We start from the raw sequence: 23983 nt of genomic DNA, 5'->3' as shown, positions 1-23983 counted from the left end.
CGGCCTCCAAAACCACTATCTCTTGCGGGTCACTTCCTCACGAACGAGACCCATGGCTTCCTCCCGTCCCGTCCAAGCCGGCGACCACATCTTCCTCGTCGACGGCTCCTCCTTCATCTTCCGGGCCTACTTCCAGTCCATGAACCAGGACCAGAAGTACAATGCCCGCAGCTCGGACGGGATGCCGACGGGGGCCGTGCGCCTCTTCGTGTCCAAGCTCCTGCAGTTCATGCGCGACGGCGCGGCTGGCCTGAAGCCTACGCATCTGGCCATCGTGCTCGACAAGTCCGAAGGCTCGTTCCGCAAGGAGCTCTACGAGGATTACAAGGGCCATCGTCCCGATGCGCCGGAGGATCTGAAAGTTCAAATGCCGCTGATGCGCGAGGCGATCCGCGCCTTCGGCCTGGAGCCCGTGGAACTTCAGCGCTACGAGGCGGACGATCTGATCGCCACCTATACGCAGCAGGCCAAGGCGCGCGGCGCGGATGTGCTCATCATCTCCTCCGACAAGGACCTGATGCAGCTCGTCGGCCCCAAGGTGTGCTTCTACGACTTCGAATCCGGCTCCAAGGGCAAGCCCGGCTACCGGCCCGAGCGCAATCTCGACGAAGCTGCCGTGATCGAGAAATGGGAGGGCATTCCGCCGGAAAAGATCGGCGACGTACTGGCCCTCATGGGCGACACCTCGGACAACGTTCCGGGCGTGCCCGGCATCGGCCTCAAGACGGCGGCGCAGCTCATCAAGGAATATGGCGATCTCGAAACACTGCTCGAGCGTGCAAACGAGATCAAGCAGCCGAAACGCCGCGAGACGCTGATCAGCAACGCTGAATCGGCACGGCTTTCCAAGAAGCTCGTGACCCTCGATTGCGATGCTCCGGTGCCCGTTCCGCTCGACGATCTGCGCGTCCCGGAGCCCGAACCGAAAACGCTCATCAGTTTCCTGAAGGCCATGGAGTTCAACACGCTCACGCGCCGCGTGGCCGAACTCTACGATGCCGATCCCGCAGCGATCGATCCGGACCCGCGCCTGATGCCGGGCGGCGACGCGATCAAGTGGGAGCGCAGCGGCGGCTTTGCAGGATCGACGGCCGAGCCCCCTCTCTTCGAGAAGGGCGAAGCAGTTTCGGGCGATATCGATCCTTTCGCTGGGCTCGATCTGCCGGAGACGGGCGCTGCACGTAAACCGATCGAGGGCATCGGCACGCCTTCGCAACTCGCCGGAAAGCGCGCGACGGAAGCGTCATCGATCCCGTTCGATATGTCTTCGTACGAAACCGTCACCAGTCTCGACCGGCTGAAGGAATGGGTCGCCCAGGCGCGAGAGCAGGGTTATGTCGCGGTCGATACGGAAACGAGCGATCTCGATGCCAACCGCGCTGACATCGTGGGCTTTTCGCTGGCGCTGGAGCCGGGCAAGGCCTGCTATGTGCCGCTTCAGCACCGCGACGAATCCGATCTCTTCGGCGGCGGTCTCGTGAAGGGACAGCTTCCGGTCACCGACGCGCTCGATGTCATCCGACCGATGCTGGAAGACGCATCCGTGCTCAAGATCGGACAGAACCTGAAATACGATTGGATCGTGTTCAAGCGCCACAACATCGATGTGCGCCCCTTCGACGACACGATGCTGATCTCCTACGTGCTCGATGCCGGAAAAGGCTCGCACGGCATGGACGAGTTGTCCCGCCGCCATCTGGGGCATGCGCCCATCAGTTTCTCGGAGGTGGCCGGCACGGGCCGGAACAAGGTGACCTTCGACAAGGTCGAGATTTCGAAGGCAACGGCCTATGCGGCGGAAGATGCGGATGTCACCCTGCGTCTCTGGCAGATTCTCAAGCCACGCCTCATCGCCGAGAAACGCGCCACCGTCTATGAGACGCTGGAGCGTCCGCTCGTCGATGTGATCGCGCGCATGGAAATGCGCGGCATCCTGGTGGACCGGCAGATCCTGAGCCGCCTGTCCGGCGATTTCTCGCAGACGCTCGCGCGCCTCGAAGACGAGATCCACGAGATGGCGGGCGAGAAATTCGCGCTCGGCTCGCCGAAGCAGATCGGCGACATTCTCTTCGGCAAGATGGGCCTGCCCGGCGCGAAGAAGACACCGTCCGGCCAATGGGCGACGCCTGCGACGCTGCTCGACGAACTGGCGCAGGCCGGTCACGAACTGCCCGCGAAGATCCTCGAATGGCGTCAGCTCTCGAAGCTGAAATCCACCTACACGGATACCCTGCAGGAGCACATGCATCCTGAAACGAAGCGGGTGCACACCTCGTTCTCGCTGGCTGCGACCACGACGGGACGTCTCTCTTCATCCGATCCGAACCTGCAGAACATCCCGATCCGCACGGAAGCGGGCCGCAAGATCCGCACGGCCTTCATCGCGCCGCCCGGACACAAGATCATCTCGGCCGATTACAGCCAGATCGAGCTTCGCATTCTCGCGCATATCGCCGACATCCCGCAGCTGCAGGAGGCCTTCGCGAACGGTGTCGACATTCACGCGGCAACGGCCTCCGCCATGTTCGGCGTGCCGCTCGACCAGATGACGCCTGACTTACGCCGTCAGGCGAAGACCATCAATTTCGGCATCATCTACGGCATCTCGGCCTTCGGCCTCGCCACGCGTCTCGGCATTCCGAACGCGGAAGCCTCGGCCTTCATCAAGCAATATTTCGAGCGTTTCCCCGGCATCCGCACCTATATCGACGAGACGAAGAAGGCCTGTAAGGACAAAGGTTTCGTGACCACGCTCTTCGGGCGCGTGTGCCACTATCCGCAGATCCGTTCGAGCAACCCCTCGGAACGCGCGGGCGTGGAGCGCCAGGCGATCAACGCACCGATCCAGGGCAGTGCCGCCGACATCATCCGCCGCGCCATGATCCGCATGGAGGACGCGCTCAGGGCCGAACGGCTCTCCGCCCGCATGCTGCTGCAGGTGCATGACGAACTGGTGTTCGAAGCCCCCGACGACGAGGTGGAGGCGACGCTGCCGGTGATCTCCCGCGTGATGACGGAAGCCCCCTTCCCGGCCGTATCCCTGAAGGTTCCGCTCGCCGTGGAAGCCCGCGCCGCGCAGAACTGGGACGAGGCGCATTAAGGCGAAAGCTTTGTCAAATGTGCGCTGCGACACATGTCGCGTATGACTTCTAGAAAGGACAAAGCCCGGCGGGATTGAAGCTCCTCGGCAGCGAACTACTCTTAAGAAAGGTTATATCTTTCTATGAGAGGGTCCGATGCCTAATCCGGAAACATGGGGAACACCTATCTCCGTCAATCCCGTGACCACTATCAACGACGGCGCTTCGTCCATCGTCGCCCTCAAGAACGGCCTCTTCCTCGTGATCTGGAATGGTTCCGGGACGGATGGGGGCGACGGCGACGGAAGCGCCTTGCGTGGCCGGGTCTTCAACGCGGACGGGACTGCACGGGGAGGCGAGTTCCTGATCAACACCACCCCGAACGGGACAATCGGCTTCTTCGATGCCGCCGTCTTGAGCGATGGTCGTGTCATCGTCACCTGGGACGAGGACCGGGGCGGTACGCTGAAGGACGTGCGGGGCCGCGTGCTCGACTCTTGGGGGCAGCCGAATCCGGATGCCCCCGATTTCATCGTTCCCGCAGGCGCGAACGGCATTCAGCACAATGTCAGCGTGACCGCTCTCGCGAATGGCGCCTTCGCCGTCAGCTATCAGGAACCGGATCTCGGCGGGTTCGAAACCACGATCTTCAGTTCCGACCTGCAAAGAAGCCCCGCGGTCCCAATAGTCGATCCGGATGAGAATTTTCTCAACTTAGATCTTGCGACACTCCATAACGGCAACTTCGTCAATGTCGCCATTAAAAGGATCGAAGATGCCAGTGGAGCCGTCGTCCGAAATGACATCCTGGCCTGGATTCATGGCCCGAACGGGACGGTCATGCAGTCCGACATCGTGATCAGCAGCCTGCCGGAATTACCAGCATCATTGCCCAGCCCGCAGATCGCGACGCTTGTTGACGGGAACGCAGTTGTCATCTGGAGTGACTGGCGTGGGAGCAACGGCAATAAGACGCTGAAGGCGCGCTTCATCAATGAGGCGGGCGTTCCGCAGGGAGGCGAGATAACTCTTCACCAGTCTTCGACCATATTGTGGGATGTCAAGGTCATCGCCCTTCCGAACGGCGGTTTCGCCGTTACCAGTACGGATCGCCATTCGTCGGTCCGAGTCGGCATCTATTCGGCCGACGGGACCGCCGACGCCGATTTCCTCCTCCCGAAGAGCACGGCGGGAATCACTCAAACTGATCCATCCATTGCCGTGCTGAATGACGGCCGGTTCGTCGTCAGCTGGCGCGAACAGATGGGGATAACCAACCCCACCGTAAAAGCGCAGATCTTCGATCCGCGGACGAGTGCGGTGCTGTCAGGGGAGGCCGGCCACTGGTCCGGAACGGCGGCCGACGAGCAGTTCGTCGGCACGCGCTTTAATGACCGCATCGCCAGCGGGGGCGGGAAGGACACGCTCTATGGCGGCACCGGGAACGACACCCTCTACGGCGGTGGCGGTGCGGATCGCATGGTCGGCGGTACCGGCAACGATCTCTACTATGTCGACAGCACATCCGACCGGGTGGTGGAAACCTCGACCGGCGGCACGGCGGACATCGTCTCCACCAGCGTCAGCTACACCCTGTCCTCTTACGTGGAACGGCTCTACGCCTCCGGCTCTGCGGCGATCAGCCTGACCGGCAACACGCTCTCGAACGTGATCAAGGGCAATGCTGGTGCCAACAAGATCAACGGCGGCTACGGCAAGGACGTGCTCTATGGTGGGTCAGGCAAGGACATCTTCATCTTCACCACCAGGCCGTCCTCGTCCAACTATGACAAGATCGCCGACTACAACTGGAGCGACGACTCGATCTACCTGGAGAACGGCGTCTTCACCAAGCTCGGCTCCGGCTCGATCACGAGCCCGAAGAAGCTCGCCTCCTCGGCCTTCTGGACCGGCGCCATGGCGCACGATTCGAGCGACCGCATCATCTATGACGCCACCAAGGGCTATCTCTACTACGATGCGGACGGCACCGGCGCGGCCAAGCAGGTGCTGATCGCCACCATGGCGAAGGGCCTCAAGATGACCTACGCCGAGTTCTTCGTCATCTGAGAGAAGGCCTCCATCGCTCACGCGATGAAAAGCGCCCCGCAAGGGCGCTTTTTTCTTGGCGCGTGATCCATGCAGCCTCGCCGCAACGATGTGCATGGATAAAGAGGCGCTCAAGCAATGGACTGAAGATCGCCTTTGACATCGAAAGCCGGAGCTCCATCCTTCCCACGCACAGCTGCAGAGAAGCGGAGCCTTCCATGTCCTATGAACTCTACTACTGGCCCACGATCCAGGGACGCGGCGAATTTGTCAGGCTGACCTTGGAGGAAGCGGCAGCCGATTACATCGATGCGGCGCGGGAGTCGGAAGGCGTCGCCGTGATGCTAAGGATGATGGACCACGCCGAGCATCCGCCCTTCGCGCCGCCTTTCCTGAAGGACGGCGATACGATCATCGGCCAGACGGCGGCGATCCTTCTTTATCTCGGCGCGCGGCACGATCTCGCGCCGAAGGATCCGGCAGGCGGGCTATGGACGCATCAGATCCAGCTCACTATCGCCGATTTCATCGCGGAAGCGCACGACACGCATCATCCGGTCGCCGTGAGCCTCTATTATGAGGACCAGAAGGCGGAGGCCCTCAAGCGATCCGCCGAGTTTCGCAAGAAGCGGATCCCGAAATTCCTGGACTGGTTCGAGACGATCCTCGCTCGCAATCCGTCCGGCGATGCGCATCTCGTCGGCAGCAATCTCACCTATGCGGACCTTTCCCTTTTCCAGATGGTCGAAGGATTGTCCTACGCCTTTCCCAAGACCATGAGGCGGGCCCTGAAGGACGTGCCGCGCGTTGCGGCCCTGCGCAACGTTGTCGCTCAAAGACCGCGCATCAAGGCTTACCTCGTAAGCCCTCGCCGCATTCCCTTCAACGAGGAGGGAATCTTCCGTCACTATCCGGAACTCGATGGTTAACCGCCACTCGAGCATCGGACGTGAAAAGTGGATCTGCACTTTTCACGTCCGATGCTCATTCTTGAGAGCAGCGCATCGTTCAATGCGGAACCGGAGGTCCGCATCAGCGAAAACCGGGTCCACTTTTCGCTGACGCGGCCTTCGGGTCGCTGGGTCCGCACGATGCGCTGGCAACGATCTATTAAGATGCCGGCGCGATGTAGAGTATGGTGCAAGCATGACGGCTGCTGCCGTCTTCGGATCATGCGAGGAGCCGATGATGATTGAGGGAACGGAAACCGTTGCGACCCGCCTCTGGCGTGATCGGGTGCAGCTGCGGGAGCAGGAGCGCGACGAGGCTCAGGCCCGCCTGCGGATCGCCGAGGAAAAGGTTTCGATCCTCATGGCCGAGAATGACCGTCTCGCCGCGGAAAATGCCCGTTTGCGCGCCCTTCTCAATCCGGATGCGGACAGCACCCAGGCCCAAGCCGAGACGCAGATGCAGATGAAAGCGCTTAAAGACGCCCTGCTGCCGCTCCTGTCGGGCGGGAGCGGATCCTTGAACTAACGCTCAAAGGCCGTTTCCACCTGCATGAAATCGGCCCGGGGCCTGTTCGGAAGCCGTGTCGCACTCCTTCAAAGGGCCCCTCCGAAGCGCGGAGCTGAACATTCGGGCGGGCTCTCGGACGGCCCGCTGGAACTTTCATTCGATTATCCTTGATTGTGTCGTTATTTTATAACATTATTTACTTGGGCAGCTTCCTTGAGCTCAGGCCCGGCAGTTTCTTGAGCAGAGGACCTTTCGGCGTCCGATGCCGACGGAGCGGGTTCGCGGGTGAAACGCAGGGTCACCACCATCCTGGCCAGCGATGTCGTGAACTTCTCACGGCTGGTGGCTGACGATGAAGAGGAGACCCTCCAGCGGCTGACAGCCTATCGCGAGGCCTACGAGGCATTCGTCGCCCGCCATGGAGGGCGCATCTTCAACACGGCAGGCGACTCGATCATGTGCGAGTTCGAGAGCCCGCTCGAGGCCGTACGCACAGCCATCGATATTCAGGAGGCGATCCGGAGGCGTAATCTTGCCTATCCGCCGAACCGGTGGCTTCAGTTTCGCATCGGTATTTCCACAGGCGAGGTGGCTGACCGGAATGGCGATCTTCTCGGCATGGCCGTCAATATCGCAGCTCGCCTCGAGACACTCGCCAGGCCCGGCGGCATCTGCGTCGTGGGAGACGTATATGAGGCCGTCTCCGGCAAGGTCTCCGTTCCCTTCGTGGATCTGGGCGAAAGAAAGGTCAAGAACATCCCTGTTCCGGTTCATGCCTTTGCGATCGCCTGGCCGGGCACGGAGGTCGAGCCGGAATCGTCCGGCATACCTCCTCTACCGAAACGAGTGCCTATCGTGTGGGTCGCGGGTGCCAGCATCGCGGCCTTGATCCTCAGCGGCCTTATCGCTGGCTCGCTCGTCGTCCGCTGGTCTGCGACTGCGCCTGAGGGACGAGCCGATAACGGCATTGTCATTTCATTGCCCGCCCAGCAGGCCGCCCAAGCCCTTCTTCTGTCGGCGGACCCCGCGGAAACTTTCTCGCGGCTCTCCCAAAAGGGCGGCTTGGTCGAGAATTCCCAATCGGCGCCCGCCTTGTATTACAAAGCCGTCCTGTTTGAAGCGAAGGGCGAAACGGCCGGCGCGCACCGCGCTTATTATGCATTGGCCCGCATGGGATTGGAGTTCATCGACCCGCACCTGCGCTACGCGGCTCTCGTGCAAACGCATGAAGGCAGAGCGATGGCACGGCAGGTCTACGCCGAGCTGCATGAGGACGTCCCAACCCGCGCAACCGCATTGCTCTATGCGCTCCAGTTCGAAGGCCCGGAACGCGAGGCAAAGATCCATGCCTTGGTCGGGGAACACCCGGATTTCGCTCCGGCCTATTTCTTCCTGGCTGAAGAGCATTCACAGGAGCGGCTCGGAAGGGCTCAAATGACACGGGATCGGCAGATCGAATTCGCGGCGCTTTCGGAATTCCTGAAAGCCGACCAGGAAGGCCGGCTCAGCTCCTTCTTTCTCGACCACTCCATCGCCGCAGACTGGCTCGCACGAGCCAGAAACCGGCACGAGAGGCTCGAAGACATCCTGAAGAGCGCATCAACGGCATCGAAGACCGCGTTCGAACGATGAAGCAGATCGTCACGCCGCGAGCTGCGCCATGGCTTCGTTGAGACATCGCACGGCCACATTGCCGTCGGCCCGCGCCACGAGGCTGCAGCCCTTCGGCACCTCGCGCCAGCCCCTGGTCTTGTCGTCGATGGGCTCGGAGACCACGAGCAGGTTGCCCCTTTCCTCGCGGAAATAGAGCGTCGGCGGCTTGGCATCGCAGGCCCAGCGATAGGCCCAGAGATTCTCGCCATCGGTGAAGGCGGCAGTAAAGCGTAACGCCTCTTCGATCCCGGCCTCTTCCATGAGACCTCGGATCTGCTTGAGGGTGCGGGCCATGGCGGTCACCGGCTCGTCTGCGAGCCCGTTGGCGAGGGCCACGAGGAAGATCGCCTCCGAATCCGTCGTGCCCTGCCGGCGGTCGTAGAGCTCGTCCGGGATCATGGCCTCGATCCTGCGCTTGATGCGCTGGTAACCGCCGATCTGGCCGTTATGCATGAAGAGATAGCGGCCATGGGAGAAGGGATGGCAGTTCGCCCGTGTGGTGGAAGTGCCGGTGGAGGCGCGCACATGGGCGAAGAAGAGGCCGGAGCGCACCTGCTCGCAGAGGCTCCTCAGGTTCTCGTCCGACCAGGCGGGGCGCACCTCGCGATAGATGCCCGGCTCCTTGCGCTCGCCGTACCAGCCGATGCCGAACCCATCGCCGTTCGTCTCCGTCTTGGCCTCGATCGCGTGAAGCGACTGATGGACCAGCGAATGAGCGGGGGCACAGACGAGTTCATCGAGGAAGATCGGCTCTCCCCGGTAGGCAAGAAAGCGGCACATCGGCTCCACAACCCCAGGCGCGGCAAAGCTTGTGTAATGATGTTGTAGTCTCTTTTACTTAAGGTGAATAGCCGGTTAACGCTCGCACCGTTGCGGCGATGGACCCCTTCCCTTAAACCGTGTCCACAAGATCACAGATGCGCCGGGAGCCGGCGAGGGGGACCCAAGATCATGCTTCGCATCTCAAGCGTGGCGCTCGCCGCCGCCCTGACCTTACTGCCGCAAGCCGCCTTCGCCGCCGAACTCGATGGCGCGGCCTTGAGCCCTCTCTGGGCATTGCCCTTTGCCGGCATCCTGCTCTCCATCGCGCTTTTCCCGCTGCTCGCAGCCCATACGTGGGAGCATCACCAGGGCAAGATCGCAGCCCTTTGGGGCCTGCTGGTGCTCGTACCCATGGCGGTCATCCTTGGTCCGTCCACGGCGCTCCAGGCACTCCTCCATACGGCGGTTCTTGAATACATCCCCTTCATCCTGCTGCTGCTCGCGCTGTTCACCGTCGCCGGCGGCATCCTGGTGCGCGGCAACCTGCACGGTTCTCCGGGCACGAACACGACGCTTCTTGCGATCGGCGCGGCGCTTGCGAGCTTCATCGGCACGACGGGCGCATCCATGGTGATGATCCGCCCCGTCCTGCGCGCCAACGACGACCGCAGGCACAATGTCCATGTGGTCGTCTTCTTCATCTTCCTGGTGTCGAATATCGGCGGCTCGCTCACGCCGCTCGGCGACCCGCCGCTCTTCCTCGGCTTCCTGCGCGGCGTCGACTTCTTCTGGACTACCACGCATCTCTTTCCCGAGACGCTCTTCATCAGCGGAATCCTGCTCGCGCTCTTCTTCCTTGTCGATTCCGTGATCTACAAGAAGGAAGGGCACATCAAGCCTGACCCGACGCCCGACAATCCGGTGCGGGTGACAGGCGGCATCAACTTCCTGCTGATCTTCATCATCATCACCGCGATTCTCATGAGCGCCACCACGGATCTCGGCCGCGTCACCGTGCTGGGTGTGGAGATCGAGCTGGCGAACGCCCTGCGCGATGCCATCATGGTCGGCGTGACAATCATCTCGTTGAAGGCCACGCCGAAGGCGAACCGCGTGGAGAACGGCTTCTCCTGGGGGCCGATCCAGGAAGTGGCGAAGCTCTTTGCCGGCATCTTCATCGCCATCATCCCGGTGCTCGCCATGCTCAAGGCCGGCGCGAACGGTGCGTTCGCGCCTCTCGTGGCCCTGGTGACGAACCCGGACGGGACCGCCAACAACGCCGCCTATTTCTGGCTCACCGGCGGCCTGTCGTCGTTCCTCGACAACGCGCCGACCTATCTCGTGTTCTTCGAGCTCGCCGGCGGCAATCCGCAGACTCTCATGACCACGGGTGCGCTGACGCTCGCTGCCGTTTCGGCGGGCTCCGTGTTCATGGGCGCGAACTCCTATATCGGGAATGCTCCCAACTTCATGGTCTATGCGATCGCCCGCCAAGGCGGCGTGAAGATGCCGAGCTTCTTCGGCTATCTTCTCTGGTCGGGCGGCATTCTCGTGCCGACCTTCCTGCTGGCGACGCTGCTGTTCTTCAGGGCTTAAGGAAACCTGTCATCCCGGGGCTGCGGAGCAGAGCCCGGGATCGCAAGACGAAAATGGTGCTTTATTTTGCACGCGATCCCGGATCGGCTGACGCCGTCCGGGATGACGTTCGTTCAGCATCCAACCGCCCCGCCACATCCTCGGCAATCGACAGGCACGAGGTCAGCCCCGGGCTCTCGATGCCGAAGAGATGGACGAGGCCGGCAAGCCCGTGCTCGGCCGGTCCGTCGATCATGAAATCGGCCGCCTTCTCGCCGGGGCCCGTGAGCTTCGGGCGGATGCCTGCATAATCCGGCACGAGCGCGCCATCCGGCAGGCCCGGCCAATAACGACGGATCGAGGCGTAGAAGCTCTGAGCGCGAGCAGGATCGACTTCGTAGGCCTCGTGATCGATCCATTCCACATCGGGCCCGAAGCGCATGTGCCCGGCAAGGTCGAGCGTCACATGCGTGCCCAAGCCTCCATCGACGGGCGCGGGATAGATCAGGCGCGAGAAGGCAGGCTTCCCGAGGCAGCCGAAGTAATTGCCCTTGGCGAGCACGAGAGGCGGTACGCGCTCTTGAGCGTAACCTTCCGTTGCGCGTGCCAGCGCCTGCGCACTTAAGCCCGCCGCATTGATCACCGCATCGACGGCAATTTCAATCGGCTCCGCGCCGCCGACATGCACGTTCCATCCCGTTCCATTTTGCACGATCCGCTCGACGGGCGCGTGAAAGGCGATCATGCCGCCTGCGGATTCGAGATCGCCCTGCAATGCCAGCATCAGCGCATGGCTGTCGATAATCCCGGTTTCGCTCGAGAGCACCGCGCCGGTGCAGAAGAGGTTCGGCTCGAGCGCTCTTGCCTCGTCGCCCGTGAGGTAGGACAGCCCCTCCACGCCATTGGCGATGCCCTGCTCGTAGATGCCTTCGATCTTCGCCTGTTCGAGATCGTTCGTCGCCACGATGAGCTTGCCGCATTTCCTGTGCAGCACGCCGTGGCTCTCGCAGAAAGCGTAGAGCATGCGGCGCCCATTCACGCAGTGGCGCGCGCGAAGCGAATCCGTCGGGTAATACATGCCCGCATGGATCACCTCGCTGTTGCGCGAGGATACGCCATTGCCGATGCCGCCTGTTTTCTCGGCCACGATGACGCTGTGGCCGCACAGAGCCAACTCACGGGCGATCGCCAGTCCGACAACGCCGGCGCCGATGACAAGAATGTCCATGCCTCTATCCCCAACGCGAAACGGCGGCCCTGAAGCCGCCGTTCCTGTCGTCTTAATGACAGCAGCTTTTATGCTGCGATCGACATCTGCGGCGCTGCCGAGCGCACGTCGGAATCGACGTGACCCTCGAAGCGCTTGAAGTTCTCGTTGAACATGGCGATCAGGCGCTTTGCGGTCTCGGCGAACTCCGCCTTGTCGGCCCAGGTCTTCACCGGATACAGGATGTGCGGCTCGACGCCGGGCACCGATGTCGGCACCGCGAAGCCGAAATAGGGATCGCGACGGAAATCGGCACGGGAGAGCGAACCGTCGAGCGCCGCGGTGAGCAGGCGGCGCGTGACGCGGATCGGCATGCGGCGGCCGACGCCGTATTTTCCGCCGGTCCAGCCGGTGTTGACGAGCCAGCAATCCACATGGTGCTTGGCGATGAGGTCACGCAGCAGATTGCCGTATTCGGACGGATGGCGCGGCATGAAGGGCGAGCCGAAGCAGGTGGAGAAGGTGGCTTCCGGATCCTTCACGCCCTTTTCCGTGCCTGCCACCTTGGCAGTGTAGCCGGAGAGGAAGTGATACATGGCTTCCGCCGGCGTGAGCTTGGCGATGGGAGGCAGAACGCCGAAGGCATCGCAGGTGAGCATCACGATGTTCTTCGGAATTCCCGCGCGGCCGGTCGGGCTCGCATTCGGGATGAAGTCCAGCGGATAGGCGCATCGCGTGTTCTCCGTCTTCGATGCATCGTCGAAGTTCGGAACGCGGGTGATGGGATCGACCACCACGTTCTCCAGAACGGTGCCGAAGCGCTCGGTGGTCGCGAAGATCTCGGGCTCCGCCTCGCGGGAGAGGCGGATGGTCTTGGCGTAGCAGCCGCCCTCGAAGTTGAACACGCCATTCGGGCCCCAGCCATGCTCGTCATCGCCGAGCAGGACGCGGTTCGGATCGGCGGACAGCGTGGTCTTGCCGGTGCCGGAGAGACCGAAGAAGACGGCGACATCCCCCTCATGGCCCACATTGGCGGAGCAATGCATGGGCATGACCTTCTGCGGCGGCAGAACGTAGTTGAGATAGGTGAAGACCGACTTCTTCATCTCGCCGGCATAGGAGGTGCCGCCGATCAGCACGATCTTGCGGGTGAAATCGCAGGCGATCACCGTCTCTGAGCGGCAACCGTGGCGGGCCGGATCGGCCTTGAAGGAGGGAAGGTCGATGATGGTGAGGCCGGGCACGTAGTCCTGCAGCTCGCCCATCTCGGGACGGATCAGCAGGTTGCGGATGAACAGGGAGTGCCAGGCGAATTCCGTGAACACGCGGGCCTTGACCCGGTAGGCCGGGTCGGCACCGCCGTAAAGATCCTGCGCGAACAGCTCCTTGCCCTCGGCATGAGCCAGGAAATCCTGCAGCAGGGTGTCGAAGTGGCCGGGGGTGATGGAGCCGTTGTTGTCCCACCAGACCGCGCTTTCGGTGTTCTCGTCCCGAACCACGAACTTGTCCTTGGGCGAACGGCCCGTGTGAACGCCGGTCTCGGCCAGGAGAGCGCCACCTTTCACGAGCTTGGTCTCAGCCCTTGTCAGGGAATGCTCGTAGAGTGCCGGGGCTTCGAGGTTCCAGTAGACTTTTTTGAGATTGCGGAAGCCGATAGCCTCCGCGCCTTGAGCGCTGTTGAAGACGCCGATGTTATCCACGGAAGACTTCTCCTGGTCGCCGATCATCGAGCGGCGGATGTGCCGCCTTTCAGATGGCCGTCACATTGTTGTACTCAAGCGGCGCGGTTCATCCGCGCAAATCCGCCTGAACTAAGGATGTTTAGGTCAGTCGGCTAAGCCGTCAACCGAGGGCATTCCATGGCATTCTATTTTTCGCGGCGCTAGACCCATCCAGGGTAGTTCGCCCGGATTTTCAGCATTTGTCGCAGAGTTCTTTGGAAGGATTGACGGGGGAGGTCTCCATCGTGCAATGCTTTCAGGCTCCGGGGCGGCGTATTCCGTGCGGCAGATCGGCCTCAAAATGGTCCTGGTCCGTTCATCCCTGGTTGAACCTGCGCTTCCTAAACACCACTATCGCATGGCCTGCCCTGGCACTTGGACTGGGGGCAACCATATTTATGCCATGAGTAAGGCGCAGTTGGGCACACTTTAAGGCCTTCTGCGTTGTCGAACGATACGTCACGCGACCATCGTCCGTGTAAGCTTAGGGAAGAGTTCATGCCCACGATCGCCCTTGTCGATGACGATCGCAACATCCTGACTTCGGTCTCGATCGCCCTCGAGGCGGAGGGATATCGCATCCAGACCTATACCGACGGGGCGTCCGCCCTCGACGGCCTGAAGCATGCGCCGCCGGATCTTGCCATCTTCGACATCAAGATGCCACGCATGGACGGCATGGAGCTGCTGCGGCGCCTGCGCCAGAAGTCGGATCTGCCCGTGATCTTCCTGACCTCCAAGGACGAGGAGATCGATGAGCTGTTCGGCCTGAAAATGGGCGCGGACGACTTCATCCGGAAACCCTTCTCCCAGCGCCTCCTGGTCGAACGCGTGAAGGCGGTGCTGCGCCGCTTCGCTCCCAAGGACCAGAGCGCCCCCAAGGAAGCCGACCCGAAGGCCCTGGAGCGCGGCCAGCTGAAGATGGACCCGGAACGCCACGCCTGCACGTGGAAGGGCGAGCCGGTGACGCTCACCGTGACCGAATTCCTGATCCTGCAGGCGCTCGCCACGCGTCCCGGCGTGGTGAAAAGCCGCAATGCCCTGATGGATGCGGCCTATGACGATCAGGTCTATGTGGACGACCGCACCATCGACAGCCACATCAAGCGCCTGCGCAAGAAGTTCAAGGTGGTTGACCCGAGTTTCGAAATGATCGAGACCCTTTACGGCGTCGGCTATCGCTTCAAGGAAGCTTAAAGCCTGAGAGCGCTTGCCTTCGACGGCAAAGGACAACCAGGAAAGACGGGCATGGTCCGAAAAGACCTTTCGGGCCGTGCTGAATGAGTGGCATGAAGGCTGATCCCATCCACGCCGAGGCGTCGTCCGACGATCCGCCTGCTCCTCGCGGCATCCTGGCGCGGCTGAACGGTTTCGGCCGCATGCTCTACCAGCGCGCCTCGTCGAGCCTGACGCGCCGCATCGTCGTGCTCAATCTCGCGGGCCTCGTGGCCCTGCTCGTGGGCTTTCTCTATCTCAACCAGTTCCGCGAAGGCCTCATCGAGGCGCGGGTGCAGAGCCTGCTTACGCAAGGTGAGATCATCGCCGGCGCCATCGCGAGTTCCGCGACGGTGGAAACCAACACCATCACCCTCGACCCTGACCAGCTCCTCCAGATGCAGGCGGGCGAGACCGAGCGCATGAACGACGAGAGCCTCTCCTCGCTCGAATTCTCCATCAACCCGGAACGCGTCGCGCCCCTGCTGCGGCGTCTCGTGACCCCGACCCAGACCCGCGCCCGGATCTTCGACCGGGACGGTCTGCTCCTGCTCGATTCCCGCAACTTCTATTCCCGCGGCGACATCCTGCGGATGGACCTGCCGCCGGTCGCCAATGTGGAGGATACGGCAAGCACCATCGAGCGCCTCTGGAACAGCGTGCGCAAGATGTTCCGTCGCACCAAGCGCCCGGTGCAGGAGGAGGCAGGCCCCGTCAACGGAAAGTCCTTGGCCGAAGTGCAGCAGGCCTTCTCAGGCCAGCAATCAAGCGTGGTGCGCGTGAACACACGCGGCGAAACCATCGTCTCCGTCGCGGTGCCGATTCAGCGCTTCCGCGCGGTGCAGGGCGTCCTGCTGCTCTCGACGCAGGAAGGCGACATCGACGCCATCATCGCCTCCGAACGCTTCGCGCTGCTCCAGGTGTTTCTGGTGGCGGCAGTCGTGATGATCGTGCTCTCGCTTTTCCTCGCAGGCGCCATTGCAGGCCCCGTGCGCCGCCTGGCAGAAGCGGCGGAGCGCGTTCGCTGGGGCACCAAGTCCCGCCAGGAAATTCCGGATTTCACCAATCGCTCCGACGAGATCGGCCACCTGTCAGGCGCGCTGCGCGACATGACGAAGGCGCTCTACAACCGCATCGACGCCATCGAGAGCTTCGCGGCGGACGTAGCGCATGAGCTGAAGAACCCGCTCACGTCGCTTCGAAGCGCCGTGGAGACCCTGCCCCTCGCCCGCAGCGACGAATCCCGTGGGCGCCTCATGTCGATCATTCAGCATGATGTGAAGCGCCTCGACCGCCTCATCAGCGACATCTCCGATGCGTCGCGCCTCGATGCGGAACTCGCCCGCGCCGATGCGGAACCGGTGGACATGACGCGCCTGCTCGACGCGGTGGTGTCTGTGGCCAACGAGCGTCGGCAGGAGCACGATCCGCTCGTCGAGCTCAGCATCGAGAATCATCCGCGCGGCCGCGATGCCTTCCTGGTACTCGGCCATGACAGCCGCCTCGGCCAGGTGTTCAACAACCTTATCGACAATGCACGTTCCTTCTCTCCTCCCGATGCGCCGGTGCGCGTGACGTTGCGGCGGCGGAAGACCGAGGTCGAGATTCTGGTGGAGGACAATGGTCCGGGCATCGAGCCCGATGCCCTCGACCGCATCTTCGAGCGCTTTTATACGGACCGGCCCAATCAGGGCTTTGGTCAGAATTCCGGCCTGGGACTGTCCATCTCCCGGCAGATCATCGAGGCTCATCGCGGCAAGATCCGCGCCGAAAACCGGCTCGGCTCACCGGACGAGACCGGCGAGCCGAAGCGGCTCGGCGCCCGCTTCATCATCCGCCTGCCCACGGCCGAGAATCCGAAGGGCAGGAAGGAGCAGGCGAAGAAAGAGACGGCCAAGCGGGAACAGGCTAAAAAGGCTCAAGGAGAGAAAACGCCTTGAGCCAGCCTGAAACCGTCCATGCGTCCTGCGTCGTCATCGGCGAAGCCGGCGTTCTGATCCGGGGTCGCTCGGGCTCGGGCAAATCGACATTGGCGCGCGAGATGGTGCTTCATGCCATCCAGACGGGCCGGTTCGGCTGCCTCGTCAGCGATGACAGAACCACCCTCCGCGTCGATCACGGGCGCCTCCTCGCACGCCCGGTGGAGCCGCTCGCAGGCCACCTGGAGATCCATGGTCTGGGCATCATCCGGCAGCCCTACGAGCCTGCCGCCGTCATCCGCCTCGTCATCGATCTCAGCGAAGACCCACCGCGCTTTCCGGAAGCGGAAGACAGCAATATTGTTCTGTGCGGCGTCATGGTCCCTCGCATCCGCATGCGGGCCGGGGCAAGTTTTGCGAGCATTGCCCTGGGGCGCCTGAGTGGTGTTTGCGACACGGTTGCGACACTGTGATGAACTTTTCCTCTCAATGCTCTTGCGCTTGGCTTCGCGGTGCACAAAATAGCGGCTCCGCTCTCGGAGCGTTTGGACCTGGAACAATATGATTGGAATGGTGCTCGTCACCCACGGGCAGCTCGCGACGGAATTCAAAGCCGCGCTGGAGCATGTCGTGGGTCCTCAAGAGCAGCTTGAGACGATCACGATTGGCCCTGACGACGACATGGAAACACGGCGCAAGGACATCATGGCCGCCGTGTGCCGGGTCAACTCGGGTCAGGGTGTCGTGGTTCTGACCGACATGTTCGGGGGCACGCCCTCGAACCTTGCCCTGTCCTGCATGAACGGCGGCTCCGTCGAGGTGGTTGCCGGCATCAATCTGCCCATGCTCATCAAGTTGGCTTCCGTCCGCGACGAGGAGCCCTTGAACGATGCGGTCTCCCACGCGCAGGAAGCGGGGCGGAAATACATCAACATCGCCTCGCGCGTTCTGTCGGGAAAATAAGAACCATGGATCAGCCCCTCGACCAGGAGGATTGCCCCCCAGCTCCTGTTCCCGACGGGGCCGAGGTCCGGGAGCTCCCGATCATCAATCGCCGGGGCCTGCATGCCCGGGCATCGGCCAAGTTCGTCCAGACCGTCGAGCGCTTCGACGCCGACGTGACCGTGACCCGCTGCGGCGAGACGGTCGGCGGCCGCTCGATCATGGGTCTCCTGACCCTGGCTGCCGCCCAGGGTACCACGATCACCGTCGCCGCGAAGGGCCAGGACGCCCAGGCCTGCCTCCAGGCCATCGACGACCTCCTCGCCAACAGGTTCGGCGAGGAGGAGTAGCTCCCATCTTCGGCCACTCCACCCGAAACATATAAAGACATCTTTATATCTTGATTGCCTCCCGGGCAGGTCTCTGGTAGAGACACCGCCAATCGAAACCCCACGGGTGCACGGAGGCCATCATGGCTCAGGACTACATCGTTAAAGACATCGGGCTTGCCGATTTCGGCCGCAAGGAAATCTCGATTGCCGAGACTGAGATGCCGGGCCTCATGGCCGTGCGCGAGGAATACGGCCCCAGGCAGCCGCTGAAGGGCGCCCGCATCGCCGGCTCGCTCCACATGACCATCCAGACCGCGGTGCTGATCGAGACATTGAAGGCTCTCGGCGCCGACATCCGCTGGGTGTCCTGCAACATCTATTCCACCCAGGACCACGCCGCCGCGGCGATCGCCGCCGCCGGGATCCCGGTCTTCGCCTACAAGGGCGAAACCCTGAAGGAATACTGGGACTTCACCGCCAAGCTCTTCGACTGGCATGACGGCGGCATGCCGAACATGATCCTCGACGACGGCGGCGATGCCACCATGCTGGTCCATGCGGGCCTGCGCGCCGAGCAGGGCGACACCGCCTTCCTCGACAAGCCCGGCTCCGAGGAAGAGGAGGTCTTCTTCGCTCTCATCAAGCGCCTGCTGTCGGAAAAGCCGAAGGGCTGGTTCGCCGAGCTCGCCGCCTCCATCAAGGGCGTGTCGGAGGAGACCACCACCGGCGTTCACCGCCTCTACATCATGGAGAAGGAGGGCAAGCTCCTCTTCCCGGCGATCAACGTGAACGACTCGGTCACGAAGTCGAAGTTCGACAATCTCTATGGCTGCCGCGAGTCGCTCGTCGACGGCATCCGCCGCGGCACGGACGTGATGATGGCCGGCAAGGTCGCGATGGTCGCGGGCTTCGGCGACGTGGGCAAGGGCTCGGCCGCTTCGCTCCGTCAGGCCGGCTGCCGCGTGCTGGTGTCGGAAGTCGACCCGATCTGCGCGCTCCAGGCCGCCATGGAAGGCTATGAGGTCACGACGATGGAGGACGCGGCTCCCCGCGCCGACATCTTCGTCACCGCGACCGGCAACAAGGACGTGATCACCATCGACCACATGCGGGCGATGAAGGACCGCGCCATCGTCTGCAACATCGGCCACTTCGACAACGAGATCCAGGTCGCGGCTCTCAAGAACCTCAAGTGGAACAACATCAAGCCGCAGGTGGACGAGATCGAGTTCCCCGACGGCCACCGCATCATCCTGCTGTCGGAAGGCCGCCTCGTGAATCTCGGCAACGCCATGGGCCACCCATCCTTCGTGATGTCGGCCTCCTTCACGAACCAGACGCTTGCCCAGATCGAGCTCTTCGCCAACCAGGGCAAGTACGAGCGCAAGGTCTACACCCTGCCCAAGCATCTCGACGAGAAAGTGGCTGCCCTGCACCTCGAGAAGATCGGCGTGAAGCTCACGAAGCTGCGCCCCGACCAGGCGGCCTATATCGGCGTCAAGGAGACCGGCCCGTTCAAGCCGGACCATTATCGCTACTGATCGGACCTTCCGTGACGGAAATATTCAAGAAAGCCCGGCTCCATGCCGGGCTTTTTTCTTAGGCCTTGCTGTCGAATCGGCAGCACGCCGCAGCGTCATGCGTGTGTCGCAAATGCAATAGCTTTCCACCAATTGCGCACAGCTTTTCCAAAGGAAGATTAAGCCGACGTTAACCCTCTTCCTGGCGGAGTCAGGGGTGGTCTAGAGTGAATGCGATTCGACCGGCGGTACCGCGGTTTTCTTGCAAACCATGCCGGCAGTTCCGTTCATGCGTAGGCGGTATCTCCTCTCGAGCAAGAGAAAGGCTCTAGAGGCGTGAACACACTTGGCCTGTTGAAGGCCGTTCGTATTGGGGAGGACCGCACGGCATGGCCGGGCTAGGGGAGCATCAAAACGGCAGCTGCGGCGAGGCAGGCATCCTCCCAGGCTTCGTCCGCGTGCCCTTGAGCCTGACGCTTCTCTCCGGAACGTCCCAAGCCGCCTTTGCCGCCGACACGCCCGCTCATCTTATGGAGCAGGCCTCCGACATCCTCGCCTATCTCTACGGTTTCAATCTGCACAGCGCCGCGGCCTTCGGCCTCTTCATGGGCCTGATGTCGCTCACCACCATCACCTCCCTGTTGCTGATGCAGGAGCGCCGCCGCTCCGCGCGGGTGGAGCGCGCCTTGCGCAGAGAGCTTGCGGCTTTGCGCGGCTCCGACGATCTTGCGACCCTGCTCATGGGTTCCGAGCGGCAATTGCTGGTGAGCTGGCAGGGACGCAACAGCGAGCCACGCTTCCAGGGCGATCCCTCCATCATCGGCGGGGGCGCGCCCGCGCAACGCGCGCTTGCCTTCGGCACCTGGATGCAGCCGAGCGATGCGGCCGCCGCAGAAGCCTCCCTCGAGCAACTGAAGCAGCGCGGCGAAGCGTTCCGCCAAGTGGCGCGCACGCTCTCCAACCACTTCATCGATGTGGAAGGACGGACCATCGGCGGCCGCGCGATCCTGCGGCTGCGCGACGTGACCGGCGACCGCGCCGATCTTCTGAAGACACGCGCGGATCTTGCCAATGCACGCAGCGATCTTCGCTCCATGACCATGCTGCTCGACGACGTGGCTTATCCGCTCTGGATCCGCGATGCGGATGACAGGCTGCTCTGGGCGAACCAGGCTTACCTGCGCGCCGTTGAAGCGCCGAACCTCGATGATGCGATTGCCCGCTCCCTCGAACTCCTGAGCGAACGGGCGCGGGAGGACGCGCTCCGCCAGCGCAAGAGCGGTGCGGTTTATACCGCGCGTGTGACAGCCGTCGTTGCCGGCCAGCGCGCCGTCCTCGACGTGATCGAGCGCCCCACTGCGGGCGGCAGCGCGGGCATTGCGGTGGACGTATCAGAGCTGGAGGCCGTGCGCACCGATCTGCAGCGGCAGATGGATGCGCATGTGCGCACCCTCGATCAGCTCCCGACGGCGGTCGCGATCTTCGACGGATCGCAAACACTCATCTTCAGCAACGCCGCTTATCAGCGTCTCTGGGGCCTGGACGCGGCATTCCTCTCCTCGCGTCCCACGGACAGCGAGGTGCTCGATCGTCTGCGCGCTGCGCGCAAGCTGCCGGAGCAAGCGGATTTTCGCGCATGGAAGGCGGATTTTCTCAACGGCTATCACTCGGTCGAACAGCTGGAAACCTGGTGGCATCTGCCTGACCGCCGCACTTTGCGTGTGGTGATCAATCCCAATCCGCAGGGCGGCGTAACCTATCTGTTCGACGACGTGAGCGAGCGCTTCGAACTCGCCTCGCAGGTGAACTCGCTGACCCAAGTGCAGGGCGAAACGCTCAACACGCTCAAGGAGGGCGTGGCGGTGTTCGGCTCGGACGGACGCCTCAAGCTGCACAACCGCGCCTTCGCGGAAATGTGGAACCTGACCTCCGACATGCTGACGCCAAATCCGCATGTCGAAACGATCATCAAGGCCTGTCGCCTGCTGGCGCCGCAAGAGGAGCCGTGGACCGACATTCGCGGCGCAGTGGTGGGCCTTGCCGACATGCGCATGGGCCTCTCCTGCCGCATCGAGCGGCCCGATGGTTCGGCGCTCGATTGCACGGCGCAGCCTCTGCCCGATGGCGCGACGCTGTTGAGCTTCACCGATGTCACTGCGAGCGTGAACGTGGAGCGCGCGCTCACCGAACGCAACGAGGCGCTGGAACGCGCCTCGCGGCTTCGCGACGAATTCGTGCACCACGTGTCGTACGAGCTGCGCTCGCCGCTCACCAACATCATCGGCTTCACACAATTGCTCGGCGACGAGACCGTGGGCGCGCTTAATCCGCGCCAGCGCGATTATGCGGATCACATCATGCGCTCCTCGGCGGCGCTGCTCGCGATTCTCAACGACATCCTGGACCTTGCCTCCATCGACACGGGCTCGCTGGAGCTCACGCCGGAGATCGTCGATATCCGCTCCACCATCGAGGCCGCGATGCGCGGCCTCGAGGACCGGCTCGCGGAATCATCGCTCCATCTCGTCATCGATACGCCGGGCGACATCGGCACCTTCGTGGCGGACGGCAAGCGCGTGCGGCAGATCCTGTTCAATCTGCTCTCGAACGCAGTGGGCTTCTCCTCGCCGGGTCAGACCATCACGGTGTCTGCCCGCAAGCGCGGCGGCGAGGTCATCTTCGAGGTGAAGGACCAGGGCCGCGGCATCCCGCCGGAGATCAAGGCGCGCATCTTCGAGCGGTTCGAGAGCCACACATTGGGCACCCGCCACCGGGGCGTAGGCCTGGGACTGTCCATCGTCCGCTCCTTCGTGGAGCTTCATGGCGGGCGCATCGATCTTACCTCCGCGCCGGGCCAGGGCACTACGGTGACCTGCATCTTCCCCAATGACCGGCAGGAATCTCCCTCCGATGGCCGATCCGGCCCCTCTGCGCTAACTCCTATGGCTGCCGAGTAGGACCCCTGTGATGGTGAATGGATTGGCTCTTATGTCCGAGCACGATGTCTCCCAAGTCGCATGGATCGTGACGCTTCCCGATCACGAGGCCACGGAGGATTTCGCGCGCAAGCTCGCGGAGGAGTTAAAGCCGGGCGATCTCGTGACCCTCTCAGGGGGGCTCGGCGCCGGCAAGACCACCTTCGCCCGCGCCCTCGTGCGCACGCTTGCGAATGACCCGGAGCTCGAGGTTCCGAGCCCCACCTTCACCCTGATGCAGGTCTATGACGGCCCGCTCTGCCCCATCGTGCATGCGGATTTCTATCGCCTTTCGGGGGGCTATGAACTGGTCGAGCTGGGCTGGGAGGAATTGACGGAAAACGCCATCGCGCTCGTCGAGTGGCCGGAGCGGGCCGAGGATGGGCTGAACCCCGAACACCTCGACATTCATCTCGATATCGGACCTGGAGGCCGTGGCCGCGTCGCCATGCTCACCGGGACCGGCGCCTTCGCCTCGCGCCTGCAGCGCATCAAGGCGTTCCGCAATCTGGTGGATCGCTGCGGCTGGTCGGATGCCGCGCGCCATCCGATGCCGAGCGACGCCTCCGTGATCCGCTCCTACGAGCGGCTGGTGAAGCCGAACGGCGAGACCGCGCTCTTGATGATCTCGCCGCCGCGGCCCGTCGGCCCGCCCGTACGGCGCGGCAAGCCCTATACGACCATCGCGAAGCTCGCCGAAACCGTTCACGCGTTTGTCGCGATGGACAAGGGTCTGCGCGCGCTGGGCTTCAGCGCGCCCTACATCTACGGCGAGGATCTCGATGCGGGCCTCCTGCTGATCGAGGATCTCGGCTCCGAACCGGTGGTCGACGAGAACGGCCCGATCCCCGAGCGCTACGCGGAAGCGACGCGCCTTCTCGTGAAACTGCACAGCACAGAGTTGCCGCAGGTGCTGCCGGTCTCCGACGGCATCGAGCATGAGATCCCGCCCTATGATCTCGAAGCGCTGCTCATCGAGGTGGAGCTTCTTGCCGATTGGTATGTGCCGCACATCATCGGCACGCAGCTCTCCGGCTCCGCGCGCGCGGAATTCGTCAATCTCTGGACGGAGGCCTTGGGTGAAATTCTCGCAGGTCCCGTCACCTGGATCCTGCGCGACTATCACTCGCCCAACCTCATCTGGATGCCCGAGCGCGAAGGCCTGCAGCGCGTGGGCCTCATCGACTTCCAGGACGCGGTGCTGGGCTCTCCGGCCTATGATGTCGCCTCTCTCCTGCAGGATGCGCGCGTGACCGTGCCGGCGGATCTGGAGCTGAAGCTCATCGGCCTCTATGCCCGCGAGCGCAAGGCGGCTGATCCCGGTTTCGACGTCTCAGGCTTTGCCCGCGCCTACGCGATCATGGCGGCGCAGCGCGCCACGAAGATCCTCGGCATCTTTGCGCGTCTCGACCGGCGCGATGGCAAGCCGCATTATCTGAAGCATCTGCCGCGGATTGAGGCCTATCTCACCCGCAACCTCGCGCATCCGGCCTTGGCGAAGCTCAAGGTCTGGTATGAGACTTATCTGCCGCGCCTCATTCCGCTCGAGGATGAGACGCCTCCTTCTTCTTGAGC

General features: G+C 62.9%; 17 protein-coding genes. 14 read left to right on the top strand and 3 right to left on the bottom strand.

Annotated features, from left to right (window positions below):
- Window positions 1-52 precede the first annotated feature (52 nt).
- The 5 genes from polA (at window position 53) to ACUXUR_RS09180 (ending at window position 8219) form a co-directional block, all read left to right on the top strand.
- Window positions 53-3100 carry a DNA polymerase I gene (polA, locus tag ACUXUR_RS09200; protein WP_445502047.1) on the top strand — a complete coding sequence of 1016 codons (3048 nt, stop codon included), beginning with the start codon at window positions 53-55 and terminating at the stop codon, window positions 3098-3100.
- Window positions 3101-3236: 136 nt separating this feature from the next.
- Window positions 3237-5150 carry a calcium-binding protein gene (locus ACUXUR_RS09195; protein WP_445502046.1) on the top strand — a complete coding sequence of 638 codons (1914 nt, stop codon included), beginning with the start codon at window positions 3237-3239 and terminating at the stop codon, window positions 5148-5150.
- 197 nt (window positions 5151-5347) lie between these two features.
- Window positions 5348-6058, top strand: coding sequence for a glutathione S-transferase (locus tag ACUXUR_RS09190; protein WP_445502045.1), 711 nt, complete (start codon window positions 5348-5350; stop codon window positions 6056-6058).
- Between the two features lie 217 nt (window positions 6059-6275).
- Complete coding sequence (locus tag ACUXUR_RS09185) at window positions 6276-6605, top strand: hypothetical protein (RefSeq protein WP_445502044.1); 330 nt, start codon at window positions 6276-6278, stop codon at window positions 6603-6605.
- 267 nt (window positions 6606-6872) lie between these two features.
- Window positions 6873-8219: an adenylate/guanylate cyclase domain-containing protein gene (locus tag ACUXUR_RS09180; protein WP_445502043.1), complete on the top strand. Its 1347-nt coding sequence runs from the start codon at window positions 6873-6875 to the stop codon at window positions 8217-8219.
- A gap of 9 nt (window positions 8220-8228) precedes the next feature.
- Here ACUXUR_RS09180 and ACUXUR_RS09175 read toward each other — a convergent pair whose 3' ends face one another.
- Complete coding sequence (locus ACUXUR_RS09175; RefSeq protein ID WP_445502042.1) at window positions 8229-9020, bottom strand: class II glutamine amidotransferase; 792 nt, start codon at window positions 9018-9020, stop codon at window positions 8229-8231.
- Between the two features lie 171 nt (window positions 9021-9191).
- Between ACUXUR_RS09175 and ACUXUR_RS09170 the strand changes: the two genes are divergently transcribed.
- Window positions 9192-10598: a sodium:proton antiporter gene (locus ACUXUR_RS09170; protein ID WP_445502041.1), complete on the top strand. Its 1407-nt coding sequence runs from the start codon at window positions 9192-9194 to the stop codon at window positions 10596-10598.
- A 61-nt stretch (window positions 10599-10659) separates the two neighbouring features.
- On the opposite strand, the gene ACUXUR_RS09165 is transcribed toward ACUXUR_RS09170, so the two are convergent.
- Window positions 10660-11805, bottom strand: a complete 1146-nt coding sequence (locus tag ACUXUR_RS09165) for an NAD(P)/FAD-dependent oxidoreductase (RefSeq protein WP_445502040.1) — start codon at window positions 11803-11805, stop codon at window positions 10660-10662.
- Window positions 11806-11873: 68 nt separating this feature from the next.
- Entirely contained in the window at window positions 11874-13484 is a 1611-nt protein-coding gene (locus ACUXUR_RS09160) for a phosphoenolpyruvate carboxykinase (RefSeq protein ID WP_445502039.1), read from the bottom strand.
- A gap of 519 nt (window positions 13485-14003) precedes the next feature.
- On the opposite strand from ACUXUR_RS09160, the gene ACUXUR_RS09155 reads away from it, so the two are divergent.
- From ACUXUR_RS09155 to tsaE, 8 genes are all read left to right on the top strand, one after another.
- A complete protein-coding gene (locus tag ACUXUR_RS09155; RefSeq protein WP_047188140.1) occupies window positions 14004-14702 on the top strand; it encodes a response regulator transcription factor in 699 nt (232 codons plus the stop codon).
- Window positions 14703-14794: 92 nt separating this feature from the next.
- Window positions 14795-16660 carry a stimulus-sensing domain-containing protein gene (locus ACUXUR_RS09150; RefSeq protein ID WP_445502038.1) on the top strand — a complete coding sequence of 622 codons (1866 nt, stop codon included), beginning with the start codon at window positions 14795-14797 and terminating at the stop codon, window positions 16658-16660.
- Window positions 16657-17112, top strand: a complete 456-nt coding sequence (locus tag ACUXUR_RS09145; protein WP_445502037.1) for an HPr kinase/phosphorylase — start codon at window positions 16657-16659, stop codon at window positions 17110-17112. Before ACUXUR_RS09150 ends, ACUXUR_RS09145 begins: the two co-directional genes overlap by 4 nt.
- Before the next feature lie 88 nt (window positions 17113-17200).
- A complete protein-coding gene (locus ACUXUR_RS09140; RefSeq protein ID WP_047188137.1) occupies window positions 17201-17602 on the top strand; it encodes a PTS sugar transporter subunit IIA in 402 nt (133 codons plus the stop codon).
- 5 nt (window positions 17603-17607) lie between these two features.
- Window positions 17608-17931: an HPr family phosphocarrier protein gene (locus ACUXUR_RS09135; RefSeq protein WP_445502036.1), complete on the top strand. Its 324-nt coding sequence runs from the start codon at window positions 17608-17610 to the stop codon at window positions 17929-17931.
- 122 nt (window positions 17932-18053) lie between these two features.
- Window positions 18054-19454: an adenosylhomocysteinase gene (gene ahcY / locus ACUXUR_RS09130; RefSeq protein WP_445502035.1), complete on the top strand. Its 1401-nt coding sequence runs from the start codon at window positions 18054-18056 to the stop codon at window positions 19452-19454.
- A gap of 368 nt (window positions 19455-19822) precedes the next feature.
- Entirely contained in the window at window positions 19823-22390 is a 2568-nt protein-coding gene (locus tag ACUXUR_RS09125) for a PAS domain-containing sensor histidine kinase (protein WP_445502034.1), read from the top strand.
- Between the two features lie 31 nt (window positions 22391-22421).
- Window positions 22422-23981 (top strand): tRNA (adenosine(37)-N6)-threonylcarbamoyltransferase complex ATPase subunit type 1 TsaE, encoded by a 1560-nt coding sequence (tsaE, locus tag ACUXUR_RS09120; protein ID WP_445502033.1) that lies wholly within the window; start codon window positions 22422-22424, stop codon window positions 23979-23981.
- Window positions 23982-23983 lie beyond the last annotated feature (2 nt).

It is taken from the genome of Microvirga medicaginis, assembly GCF_052658925.1.
The sequence above is the reverse complement of the archived record's forward strand: the minus strand, read 5'-3'. Positions and strand labels throughout refer to the sequence as shown.

Bases quoted from the DNA above. Each gene is read 5' to 3' on its own strand.
- ahcY (WP_445502035.1), top strand. From the start codon at position 18,054: ATGGCTCAGGACTACATCGTTAAAGACATCGGGCTTGCCGATTTCGGC.
- ACUXUR_RS09190 (WP_445502045.1), top strand. From the start codon at position 5,348: ATGTCCTATGAACTCTACTACTGGCCCACGATCCAGGGACGCGGCGAA.
- ACUXUR_RS09195 (WP_445502046.1), top strand. From the start codon at position 3,237: ATGCCTAATCCGGAAACATGGGGAACACCTATCTCCGTCAATCCCGTG.
- ACUXUR_RS09125 (WP_445502034.1), top strand. From the start codon at position 19,823: ATGGCCGGGCTAGGGGAGCATCAAAACGGCAGCTGCGGCGAGGCAGGC.
- ACUXUR_RS09155 (WP_047188140.1), top strand. From the start codon at position 14,004: ATGCCCACGATCGCCCTTGTCGATGACGATCGCAACATCCTGACTTCG.
- ACUXUR_RS09135 (WP_445502036.1), top strand. From the start codon at position 17,608: ATGGATCAGCCCCTCGACCAGGAGGATTGCCCCCCAGCTCCTGTTCCC.
- tsaE (WP_445502033.1), top strand. From the start codon at position 22,422: ATGTCCGAGCACGATGTCTCCCAAGTCGCATGGATCGTGACGCTTCCC.
- ACUXUR_RS09140 (WP_047188137.1), top strand. From the start codon at position 17,201: ATGATTGGAATGGTGCTCGTCACCCACGGGCAGCTCGCGACGGAATTC.
- ACUXUR_RS09175 (WP_445502042.1), bottom strand. From the start codon at position 9,020: ATGTGCCGCTTTCTTGCCTACCGGGGAGAGCCGATCTTCCTCGATGAA.
- ACUXUR_RS09165 (WP_445502040.1), bottom strand. From the start codon at position 11,805: ATGGACATTCTTGTCATCGGCGCCGGCGTTGTCGGACTGGCGATCGCC.
- ACUXUR_RS09150 (WP_445502038.1), top strand. From the start codon at position 14,795: ATGAAGGCTGATCCCATCCACGCCGAGGCGTCGTCCGACGATCCGCCT.
- polA (WP_445502047.1), top strand. From the start codon at position 53: ATGGCTTCCTCCCGTCCCGTCCAAGCCGGCGACCACATCTTCCTCGTC.
- ACUXUR_RS09185 (WP_445502044.1), top strand. From the start codon at position 6,276: ATGACGGCTGCTGCCGTCTTCGGATCATGCGAGGAGCCGATGATGATT.
- ACUXUR_RS09170 (WP_445502041.1), top strand. From the start codon at position 9,192: ATGCTTCGCATCTCAAGCGTGGCGCTCGCCGCCGCCCTGACCTTACTG.